At 70.6% G+C, this 10,017-nt stretch carries 10 protein-coding genes; 8 read left to right on the forward strand and 2 right to left on the reverse strand.

Going from position 1 to position 10,017, the window contains the following annotated elements; genetic code table 11:
- Positions 1 to 153 precede the first annotated feature (153 nt).
- Genes D7X55_RS07995 through D7X55_RS08010 form a run of 4 tightly spaced genes read left to right on the forward strand, consistent with a single transcriptional unit; the run spans position 154 to position 4,028 of the window.
- Positions 154 to 1,503, forward strand: coding sequence for a M24 family metallopeptidase (locus tag D7X55_RS07995; protein WP_121722696.1), 1,350 nt, complete (start codon positions 154 to 156; stop codon positions 1,501 to 1,503).
- A gap of 22 nt (positions 1,504 to 1,525) precedes the next feature.
- A complete protein-coding gene (locus tag D7X55_RS08000) occupies positions 1,526 to 2,368 on the forward strand; it encodes a hypothetical protein (RefSeq protein WP_121722697.1) in 843 nt (280 codons plus the stop codon).
- Between the two features lie 11 nt (positions 2,369 to 2,379).
- Positions 2,380 to 3,399: a hypothetical protein gene (locus D7X55_RS08005; protein WP_147442720.1), complete on the forward strand. Its 1,020-nt coding sequence runs from the start codon at positions 2,380 to 2,382 to the stop codon at positions 3,397 to 3,399.
- Positions 3,400 to 3,401: 2 nt separating this feature from the next.
- Complete coding sequence (locus D7X55_RS08010) at positions 3,402 to 4,028, forward strand: hypothetical protein (RefSeq protein ID WP_121722698.1); 627 nt, start codon at positions 3,402 to 3,404, stop codon at positions 4,026 to 4,028.
- A 41-nt stretch (positions 4,029 to 4,069) separates the two neighbouring features.
- On the opposite strand, the gene rtcR is transcribed toward D7X55_RS08010, so the two are convergent.
- On the reverse strand, positions 4,070 to 5,701 hold the full coding sequence (gene rtcR, locus D7X55_RS08015) for an RNA repair transcriptional activator RtcR (RefSeq protein WP_121722699.1): 1,632 nt from the start codon (positions 5,699 to 5,701) through the stop codon (positions 4,070 to 4,072).
- A gap of 147 nt (positions 5,702 to 5,848) precedes the next feature.
- Between rtcR and D7X55_RS08020 the strand changes: the two genes are divergently transcribed.
- The 4 genes from D7X55_RS08020 (at position 5,849) to D7X55_RS08035 (ending at position 9,533) form a co-directional block, all read left to right on the forward strand.
- Positions 5,849 to 7,084 carry an RtcB family protein gene (locus D7X55_RS08020; protein WP_120547989.1) on the forward strand — a complete coding sequence of 412 codons (1,236 nt, stop codon included), beginning with the start codon at positions 5,849 to 5,851 and terminating at the stop codon, positions 7,082 to 7,084.
- A gap of 186 nt (positions 7,085 to 7,270) precedes the next feature.
- Positions 7,271 to 8,287: an RNA 3'-terminal phosphate cyclase gene (rtcA, locus tag D7X55_RS08025; protein ID WP_121722700.1), complete on the forward strand. Its 1,017-nt coding sequence runs from the start codon at positions 7,271 to 7,273 to the stop codon at positions 8,285 to 8,287.
- Between the two features lie 124 nt (positions 8,288 to 8,411).
- On the forward strand, positions 8,412 to 9,269 hold the full coding sequence (locus tag D7X55_RS08030; protein WP_121722701.1) for an Fpg/Nei family DNA glycosylase: 858 nt from the start codon (positions 8,412 to 8,414) through the stop codon (positions 9,267 to 9,269).
- Between the two features lie 6 nt (positions 9,270 to 9,275).
- The gene (locus D7X55_RS08035) at positions 9,276 to 9,533 is read left to right on the forward strand and encodes a hypothetical protein (protein WP_199746896.1); all 258 of its coding nucleotides are present in this window, start codon (positions 9,276 to 9,278) and stop codon (positions 9,531 to 9,533) included.
- Positions 9,534 to 9,541: 8 nt separating this feature from the next.
- Here D7X55_RS08035 and D7X55_RS08040 read toward each other — a convergent pair.
- On the reverse strand, positions 9,542 to 10,017 hold a 476-nt coding region (locus D7X55_RS08040), incomplete at its 5' end, for a hypothetical protein (RefSeq protein ID WP_121722702.1).

The raw sequence follows: 10,017 nt of genomic DNA on the forward strand, positions 1-10,017 counted from the left end.
CGAGTGGGAGCAAGGCCACCCGAGCGGGTGAGCGGTTGGGAATGCGCCCCAGGCCCTCCGTTCCCGGACCCCATGGGTCCGGGATCGGGGGGCTTCGGTTTTTTTCGGGCGCGCTACGCTGCCGGGCCTTCTTCCCGACCTGGAGTACCCGACATGAACCGTTGGCGTGGAGTCCTTCTGCCGGCCCTGAGCCTGGGCTGCCTGGTGGCGTGTGCCACCGCGCCCGTGCGCGACACCGCTGCTCCGGTGTCCTCTCCCGTTCCGCCGCCGTCCCAGGAGCAGGCCCTGCGCGAGGGCTGGCTGAAGGAGCGGCACGGGCTGCTGCTGGACATGATGCGCCGCCACGGCGTGGGCATGTGGGTCGTGGTCAACGAGGAGTTCCACGATGATCCGCTGACGGCCTGGGTCGCGCCGCCCATGCCCTATGTGGGCAACCGGGACGTGTTCGTCTTCGTGGACGCGGGTGACGCGGGGCTCCAGAAGGTGGCGCTGACGGGCTACGCCACGGAGGCCGTGACGCGCTTCTTCACCTCGCCTCCGGTGGAGCACAAGCAGGCGGAGGCGCTGGCGGACCTGGACGCGCGCTACCACCCGCGCACCATCGCGCTGGCCATGGACGGGCGGCGCGGCGTGACGCGCAGCCTCACGCATGACAGCTACAAGTGGCTGGTGGAGGCGCTGGGCCCGACGGCGGAGGCGCGCTTCGTGAGCGCGGCGCCGCTCATCGAGGAGTACCTGGACACGCGGCTGCCCGGCGAGTTCAACGCCTACCGCGACCTGGTGGTGCTGACGGAGTCGCTGGTGAAGCGGGCGCTCTCCAACGAGGTGGTGGTGCCCGGCAAGACGACGGTGGGCGAGGTGCGCCGCTGGCTCTACGACGCGCTGTACGAAGCGCGCGTGGGCACGTGGTTCCAGCCGGACCTGCGCGTGCAGCGGCAGGGCATGAAGGACGGCTTCTCCCGGGGCTTCCTGGCGGTGGCGGACGAGGCGGTGGTCATCCAGCGCGGAGACCTGGTGCACGTGGACTTCGGCGTCTCGGCGCTGGGCATGAGCACGGACTGGCAGAAGATGGCGTACGTGCTGAAGGACGGAGAGACGGACGCGCCGGAGGGGCTGAAGCGCGCGCTGGCGAACACGCAGACGCTGCAGGACGCGCTGATGCTGCGCGCGTCGCGGCCGGGGCGCTCGTCGGCGGACGTCTACGACGCGACCATGGCGGAGATGAAGGAGAAGGGCATCGAGGCCAAGGTCTACAGCCATCCGCTGGGCGCGCAGGGCCACGCGCTGGGCGCCTCCATCGACTTCCGCGCGGCGTCGCGCTCGGAGGTGCCGCGGCTGCTGCGCAAGGGCTCGTACCTCGCCGTCGAGCTCAGCACCACCACCCCCGTGCCAGAGTGGGGCGGGCAGCCGGTGGCGGTGATGCAGGAAGATCCGGCGTACCTGACGGACGAAGGCTGGCGGTTCTTCGTGGAGCGCCAGAGCGCCTTCTATCTCATCCACTGAAGACACGAAGGGAGCGGACGTGATGCGCGTGGGCAGGCCATGGACGACGTTCGGAAGGGAGGGGCGCGCGTGGCTCCTCCTGGGACTGGGACTCACGGGGTGCAGCGCGGCCACTGGGGACGAAGCCCCCGCGAGGCAGGAGAGCCCGCTGGCCGCGGAAGCGTCGCTCCGGCCGCCGCGCGCGGTGGACAGCCTGCTCAGCCTGTTGGACCAGACGGCCTCCGTGGTGGAGGGCGAGGTCACCGACGTGCGCAGTGAGTTCTCGCCGCGCACGGGCCCGTGGACGGTGGTGACGCTGGGCAACGTGCGGGCGCACCTGGGCGCGGCGCCTCGGGAGCTGCGGCTCAAGCAGGCCGGTGGGTTGCTGCCGGATGGCCGTCAGCTGGTGGTGAGCCACGTGCCGCGCTTCGTCCGGGGCGCGCGCTACGTGGTGTTCCTGCGCAACACCGGGTGGAGCCTGTCGCCGGTGCTGGACGAGCACGCCTTCCGCGTGGAGCCGGTGGGAGGCCGCGAGGTGCTGGTGGGAGCCGAGGGCGGGCTCGTGTCCGGCGTGGGCTCGGCGGGCGTGCGTCAGACGGCGCCGGTGTTCGAGACCGTGGACCTGATGGGCGCGCGTCCGGCGCTGCGCGCGGAGGCCCAGGCTCGGAGTGCTGCTCCGGAGGGCATGGAGCGCGAGGCGTTCCTCTCCCTGCTCCAGAGCCACCTGCGCGCGCGCGGGCTCACGGTGGCGGGCGCGTTCCGTGAGGAACCCGTCACCGCCGCGTCGTCGTTGTCCGTGCCGGTGACGCCCGCGGTGGGCGCGACTCCGGTGCCGGGTGCCGTTCCCCTCCAGCCCGGGCGGGACGTCCCGCCCGGCCAGCCGTGATGAGGTCCGCCATGAAGACAACGACATTCGTGGGCGCCGTCGCTGCGCTGGTGCTGGGCGGCACGGAGGCGGGCGCCGCCGCGTGGGACACGTGCAACGGGACGCCGGTGAAGTGGTACAGCGGGCCGGCCGTGTACCGGAACCGGTGCAGCATCCCGGACTCCGGCAACGTGAACGCGGCGTACTGGAACGGCCTGAGGCAGTGGGACGACCTGTCCCACATCGTCAGTGGCTACAACGTGAACGCGGCGACGGACTGCGCGTTGGACCACAGCGACGGGCAGAACGAGATTGGCCTGTGTGACCGGGCGTCCATCGACGGGAACAACGGCGTGACCTACTCCGTCGTGGGCCTGTGCTTCATCGGGAGCAACGGCATCGACGAGGCGGACGTCTGCATCGCCAGCGACCTGGACTTCACGCCGCGCATTGGAAGCGCGTTCGGCACGTCGGGCCGCAGCACGTTCGTGCACGAGGCGGGACACTTCTTCGGCTTCAAGCACGAGGGCGGGCACAGCATCCTGCGCACCTCGCCGCCGCACCTGGTGACGGGGGGCTATGAGTCCTCCACGCTGTGGCCCACGAACGCGCAGGGGATGAACGCGCTGTACGGCTATTCGGTGACGAAGCCGAACCTGCTGCCGTCCGCCATGGGCGTGGTGGGGGACGTGGCGCAGACGCTGGACCCGTCTGGCACGAAGTCGGTGTGCCGGGGCACGGCGCAGAGCGTGAAGTTCTACGTGGGCAACCTGGGCAACGCGGCGGTGTCGTCGTACTCGATGCGCGTGCGCCTGAGCCCCACGGCGCCGCCGAATGGCTACTACGAGTCCACCAACGTGGTGGGCACGTTCAACCACTCGCTGGGCGCGTTCTCGGAGGGCATCTACTCGCTGGGCTTCACGGTGCCGGCGTCGCTGCCCTTCAACACGTACTACGTCTACCTGGACATGGATCCGGCGGGCGCGGTGGACGAGTTGAAGGAGAACGACAACACCACCGTCAGCGCCATGGTCCTGCGGGTGGGGTGCTGAGCATGCGGCACGGAGCCTTGGTGGTGGCGTTGCTGCTGAGCGCCTGCGCGAAGCCGAAGGAGGAGCGGGTGACGTCGCGTCAAGCGCTCACCGCGGAGCGTCCCCAGCCACGCGGCGCGGCCACGGTGCGGGCGGGCGACCGGACCTATTCCGCCCCCTCCGTGCGGTTCAGCGTCGCCTTCGTGGAGCATCCCCCCGACACGATGAGGGCCGTGATGTTGAGCGCCCAGGCGGAGGACGGGAGCACCTGGCGCTTCCGCATGTCGGTGGGGGATGAGTTCTTCACGTCGAAACGCGCCACCGCGAGGCTCACTCCGATGAACGTGCTGGGCCCCGGCCTCGCGGTGGTGGACTACCAGCGGGCCGGGGAGCCCGAGATGGCGATGGACGAGGGCACCCTGGAGCTGACCGTCACCGGGAATCAGGCGAAGGGCGAGGTGCGCGAGAAGGACGGCCGCGTGCGCGCGACGTTCGAGGGACCGCTCACCTTCGAATGCATGGTGCCGCCCGCGTGGCTGAGCCACGCGAACGCACCCGTCCCGGCTTCTCCCGAAGCGGGGGAGGTCCGGGTGCTCGACGAGGCCCTGGCCACGCCGCGATGCCGTTCCATCGCGGACGCCTTCCGCTGAAGCCAGACCTCCCCGTGGGCCTGGCCGGGCCCACGGGGGCGTCACTCCGCGTCGCGGCCACTCACGTCGGACCACGCCAGCCCGAAGCGCGCCAGGTACTTCCGGAGCCGGTCCGCGTCGTTGACGCTCTTCTTCTGCGCACGCGACCGGGCGAACAGCGTCCGGCCCGCGTCCGACAACGAGCGCGCGGCACGGCACACCGTCACCACGTCCGCCAACTGCACCCGGTCGAACCGGTCCAGCTCCGCCGCGCGCGTGGCTCCCATCACCTCCACCAGGACCGCTTCGTTCCCGGACGCCGCCGCCGCGCCCGCGGGCCGCCACTGCGACCGCAGCCGCTCCAGCTCTTCGTCCACCACGTCGCGCGTCATCCGCCCACCGGCCGCCAGCGTGGACATGCGCAGCACCGCCGCGTTGAGGTCCCGGAAGTTGCCGCTCCACCGGGCCTCCGGGGACGTGGCGAAGCGCAGGAAGTGCTCCTGCGCCTCCTTGCTCATCGTCACCCGTGTCCCCAGCGCCTGTGAGGCTTGATCCAGCTCGTATTGCAGGTTCGGCGCGATGTCCTCCGGACGCTCGCGCAGCGCGGGCAGCCGGAAGGTCCACAGGTTGATGCGCGCGAGCAGGTCCTCCCGGAACCGACCCTGCTCCACGTCCAGCTGCAGGTCCCGGTTCGTCCCCGCGATGAGCTGGAAGTCGCTCTCCGCCTCCTTGTCCGCGCCCACCGGCAGGAACCGCTTGTCCTCCAGCGCGCGCAGCAACATGGCCTGCTCGTCCGCGCCCAGCTCGCCAATCTCGTCCAGGAACAGCACGCCGCCGTTCGCCTGCCGCATCAGCCCGGGCCGGTCTCCCACCGCGCCCGTGAACGCGCCCTTCACGTGGCCGAAGAGCGTGGACATCGCGCCGTCACCTCTCAGCGTGGCGCAGTTCAGGTCCACGAACGGCCCCGTCACCTGGTTGCGCGCCTTCTTCAACGCGTAGATGCGCTTCGCGAGCTGTGACTTGCCCGCGCCCGTGGGGCCCGTCAGCAGCAGCGGCGCTCGGGACTGCACCGCCACCTGTTCAATCCGCTCGATGATCCGATTGAACGCCGCGTTGCGCGTGTCGATGCCGGACTTGAGGAACGACAGGCCCTCGCGCTGCTGCTGCCGGAAGCGCGCCGCCAGCGTGTCGTAGTTGGACAGGTCCAGGTCGATGATGGCGTGCGTCCCCACCGCCCCGTGTTCCTTCCCCTTGCCCGGGGACGTCTGCACCAGCCGGCCCGGAATCAGCCGGCTCTCCACCAGGAGGAACATGCAGATCTGTGCGATGTGCGTGCCCGTGGTGATGTGCACCAGGTAGTCCTCTTCCTCCGGATGGAAGGACTGCGCGCGCACGTGGTCCAGGAGCGCGCCGTACGTCTCCTCCAGGTTCCACGGGTCGCGGATGGGCAGTGACGTGAGGCGCACCTCCGTCTCCGGGGACACCCTCGCGATGTCCTCCTGGATGACCGCCGCCAGCGACGTCGCGGTGGGCGGATGCAGCAGCTCCAGCCGGTGCACCAGCAGGTCCGCCTGCTGACACAGCGACACCGTGGGCCGCCACCGCGTCCAGCGCTGGGCGCCCACCCCCGTGTCCAGCGTCGTCCCGAGCATCCCGATGACGACCGTCCGCCGTGTCTTCGCCTTTTGAGCCATCAGGATAGGATTTTATCCCATGGGATAGGGAATTCCAGCCTGCCTGGGGGGCTCCCCTCGGGGACGGCGTTGGCACGCGGGCTGCTCTAGCTCCCCCACGTGACCGGGACACAGCGCCCGGGTCGAACGACCGAAAGGTGCAGAGCCATGGACCGCATGAACGCGAACTACGAGGTGCTGTCGGACGAAGCGGGCCGCCCCATCAAGGCGTGGACGGTGGGGGTGCCCTTCGAGGACGAGGCGAAGAAGCAGCTTCGCAACCTCCGGGGCCTGCCCTTCATCCACAAGTGGGTCGCCGTGATGCCGGACGTGCACCGCGGTTACGGCGCGACGGTCGGGAGCGTGGTGCCCACGGTGGGCGCGGTGGTGCCGGCGGCGGTGGGCGTGGACATCGGTTGCGGGATGATCGCCGTGCGCACGACGCTGCGCGCGGATCAGCTGCCGGACTCGCTGCGCGGGGTGCGCTCGGCCATCGAGGCGGCGGTGCCGCACGGCCGGACGGACAACGGCGGTCGTAACGACCGTGGGGCCTGGAAGGACTCGCCCGCGACGCATACCGCTGCCTGGGCCCGCCTGGCGGAGGGGTACCAGCAGATTGTCGCGAAGCACCCGCGCATCGGCCGTGGCCCGGAGCTGGCGCACCTGGGAACGCTGGGAACCGGGAACCACTTCATCGAGCTGTGCGTCGATGAGTCGGATGGCGTGTGGCTGATGCTGCACTCGGGGTCGCGCGGCGTGGGGAACCGCATCGGAAGCCACTTCATTGAACTGGCGAAGCAGGACATGGAGCGCTTCTTCATCCACCTGCCGGACGCGGACCTGGCGTACCTGCCGGAGGGAACGGAGCACTTCCACGACTACGTCTTCGCGGTGAGCTGGGCGCAGGACTTCGCGGCGATGAACCGCGAGCTCATGCTGCACTCGGCGGTGCAGGCCCTGAAGGCGAGCGGTGAGCTGCCTCCGTTCGAGCTGTCCGAGTCCGCGGTGAACTGCCACCACAACTACATCTCGCGCGAGCACCACTTCGGAAAGAACTGCTTCGTGACCCGCAAGGGCGCGGTGCGGGCGCGTGAAGGCGACATGGGAATCATCCCCGGCAGCATGGGGGCCCGTTCCTACATCGTCCGCGGGAAGGGAAACGCGGATGCCTTCCATTCGTGCAGCCACGGCGCGGGCCGGGTGATGTCGCGCGAAGCGGCGAAGAAGCGCTTCACGCTGGAGGACCACGCGAAGGCGACCGCGGGCGTCGAGTGCCGCAAGGACGTGGACGTGATTGACGAGACGCCGGCCGCGTACAAGCCCATCGACGCCGTGATGGCCGCGCAGGCGGACCTGGTGGAGGTCGTCCACACGCTCAAGCAGGTGGTGTGCGTGAAGGGATAGCCGAAGCGAAGCCCCACCCGCCGTCCATCGAGGTGCCCATGCCGGGATGAAGCCACCGAGGCGCCCGTTCCCCCGAAGAGGTCCGCGCGAGCGGCCGTTAAGGTGGGGGAGCGGGCGCCGCTATTTTTTGTAATCAGGGATGGGATGCTGCACACGTCCGCGAGCGCGCAAAGGAGCACCACGCACATGGTTCGCATCGATGGTTCACAGGGGGAGGGGGGCGGCCAGGTGCTGCGCACCGCGCTGGCGCTGTCGCTGGTGACGGGCACGCCTTTCGAGATGGTCAACGTGCGCGCCGGCCGCGCCAAGCCGGGCCTGCTGCGCCAGCACCTCACCGCGCTCAAGGCCGCGGAGGCCGTGGGCGCCGCGGAGGTGACGGGCGCGGAGCTGGGCTCCAAGCAGCTGTCCTTCCACCCGCGCGCGCTGACGGCGGGCAACTACCACTTCGCGGTGGGCACGGCGGGCAGCGCGACGCTGGTGTTCCAGACGGTGCTGCCCGCGCTGCTGCACGCGGAAGGGGCCTCCACGCTGATGCTGGAGGGCGGGACGCACAACCCGGCGGCGCCGCCGTTCGACTTCCTGGAGAAGGCGTACCTGCCGCTCTTGCGCCGCATGGGTCCGCGCGTGGACGTGACGCTGGAGCGCCCGGGCTTCTATCCGGCCGGAGGAGGCCGCTTCCGCGTGGACATCCACCCCGCGAAGCTCCAGCCGCTCCAGTTGCTGGAGCGCGGCCGGGTGCTGCGCACGGAGGCCGTGGCCCTGGTGGCGTCCATCCCCTTCGACGTGGCGAAGCGCGAGCTGGACACCGTGGCCGCCGTGCTGAAGCTGCGGCCGGATCAGCAGCGGCCGGAAGAGCTCAAGCGCGCCTTCGGCCCGGGCAACGTGCTGCGCGTCGAAGTGGAGAGCGAACACGTCACCGAGGTCTTCACCGGCTTCGGCGAGCGCGGCAAGCGCGCGGAGGTCGTGGCCGAGGAGGTCGCCGCGAAGACGAAGCGCTACCTGGACGCGGGCGTGCCCGTGGGCGAGCACCTGTGTGATCAGCTCCTGCTGCTCTGTGCCCTGGCGAAGGGGGGCCAGTTCCGCACGCTGGCGCTGGACAGCCACGCGCTCACGCAGCGGGAGACGATGGCGCACTTCCTCGACGTGAAGGTGGACGTGCGGGAGCTGGAGCGCGACGTGCACGAGGTGACGGTGCGCGCTTGACGTAAGGGGGGCCCTTGTCCGGCCGGACGCCCTGCGGTCGGACGAGGCCCCCGTTCAGCGGGGCTCAACCCATGGCGTTACCTCGCAGCCTTCCTACGTTGTGACCTGTAGGGGAGGCTCGAGCGTGGCCGAAGTCCCTGAAGTCGAGATCATCGTCCGCGACCTGAAGCAGGCTGTCGTGGGCCGGCGCTTCGTGGGCGCCGAAGTGCTGGTGCCCGCGGCGGTGCGCTTCACCTCGCCGCCGGACTTCATCCAGAGCCTCACGGGCCGCAAGGTGCTCGCGGCCGAGCGGCGCGCGAAGTTCATGCTGCTCACGCTCGATGACGGGCAGACGCTCGCGCTGCACTTCATGCTCTGGGGCGAGCTGCAGCTCAAGCCCGTGGGCAGCGAACGGCCTCCCGAGACGCTCGTCGTCCTCACGCTGGAGGGCAACGAGGAGCTCCAGCTCACCGACACGCTGGGCTACGCGCGCGTGGCGCTGGGGCCCACTGCGCTGTTGGCCTCGCAGCTCAAGCTGGAGGAACTGGGGCCGGAGGCGCTGGATGCGGCCTTCACGCCGGAGGTGCTGGCGAAGCTGCTTCGCCGCCGGCTCAGCGCGCTCAAGACGGTGCTCCTCAACCAGCGCGTGCTCGCGGGGCTGGGCAACCGCGACGCGGACGAGAGCATGTGGGTCGCGGGCATCGACCCCCGGCGCCTGGCGTCCTCCCTGTCCCCCTCCGAAATCATCCGGCTGCATCAGGGCATCCGCGACGTGCTGGAAGAGGGCCTGCGCTTACGCGGCACGCAGCGCGACCTGTTCGGCGTGCAGGGGCAGGCGAAGCACCGGCGCAACGTCTTCGGCAAGACGGGCGCGCCCTGTCCCCGCTGCGCCACGCCCGTGTCGCATCTGCGCATCGGCGGCCGCAACACGCACTGGTGTTCGCACTGCCAGCCCGCGGACGGCGCCGCGACGGAGGCTCCAGCGCAGACGTCCCTGCTCTGAGCTGTTATGAACGGGAGCGTGTCCGACGTTCCCGCCCCCTCGCCCCTGTCCCTCGATGACGCGCTCGCGCGCGCGAGCGAGGAGCTTCAGTTCCCCAGCTACTACCAGTCCAGCGTGCGCCCGCTCCTGCGTGACCCGGAAGGGCGCTGGCCCCACTGCTGCGGCGGAGGCTGCGAGCCCTGCGCCCAGACGCTCATCCGCGTCGCGATGCGCGCGCTGGAGCTGATGGGCACGCCGCGCCAGAGCCCGCCGCCGGATTTCTAGGGTGACTTCTAGAACAGCCGCGTCCCCAGGCCCACGCGCCCGGTGAGCCCCAGCCGCGTGTGGCCCGCGCCCGCGCGCTCCTGGAACGTCTCCACGCCCACCTGTCCCGCCGCGAGCAGCGACACGTTGCCGCCCAGGTAGACCTCCACGCCCAGGCCTCCCAGCGCCTGGAAGCGGCGCTGCTTGTCGCCCGTGAGCCCCAGGTCGATGGGCACGTCCACCAGGCCCAGCAAGGCCACGGTGTCCGCCACGCGGAAGCCCGCCACCATCCCCGGCAGGATGCGCACCAGCACGCCGGAGAAGTTGTCGTCGTCCATGTACGTGGAGCCGGAGTTGAGCACGAGGCCCAGGCCCAGCGTTGGCGCCAGGCTGAACGCCCCGCGCCGCACCACCTCCTTGCGGCCCACCAGCTCCAGCGACGCGCCCAGCTTGAACCAGTCGAAGCGCGCCCGCGCCTCCACCTCCAGCGCGCCCAGGCCCTGCC

This window comes from Corallococcus sp. AB049A, assembly GCF_003668885.1.
In the GTDB taxonomy this organism is placed as follows: domain Bacteria; phylum Myxococcota; class Myxococcia; order Myxococcales; family Myxococcaceae; genus Corallococcus; species Corallococcus interemptor.

Excerpts from the sequence above, each read along its gene's own strand:
- D7X55_RS07995 (WP_121722696.1), top strand. The coding sequence starts at position 154 with ATGAACCGTTGGCGTGGAGTCCTTCTGCCGGCCCTGAGCCTGGGCTGC.
- D7X55_RS08000 (WP_121722697.1), top strand. The coding sequence starts at position 1,526 with ATGCGCGTGGGCAGGCCATGGACGACGTTCGGAAGGGAGGGGCGCGCG.
- D7X55_RS08005 (WP_147442720.1), top strand. The coding sequence starts at position 2,380 with ATGAAGACAACGACATTCGTGGGCGCCGTCGCTGCGCTGGTGCTGGGC.
- D7X55_RS08010 (WP_121722698.1), top strand. The coding sequence starts at position 3,402 with ATGCGGCACGGAGCCTTGGTGGTGGCGTTGCTGCTGAGCGCCTGCGCG.
- rtcR (WP_121722699.1), bottom strand. The coding sequence starts at position 5,701 with ATGGCTCAAAAGGCGAAGACACGGCGGACGGTCGTCATCGGGATGCTC.
- D7X55_RS08020 (WP_120547989.1), top strand. The coding sequence starts at position 5,849 with ATGGACCGCATGAACGCGAACTACGAGGTGCTGTCGGACGAAGCGGGC.
- rtcA (WP_121722700.1), top strand. The coding sequence starts at position 7,271 with ATGGTTCGCATCGATGGTTCACAGGGGGAGGGGGGCGGCCAGGTGCTG.
- D7X55_RS08035 (WP_199746896.1), top strand. The coding sequence starts at position 9,276 with ATGAACGGGAGCGTGTCCGACGTTCCCGCCCCCTCGCCCCTGTCCCTC.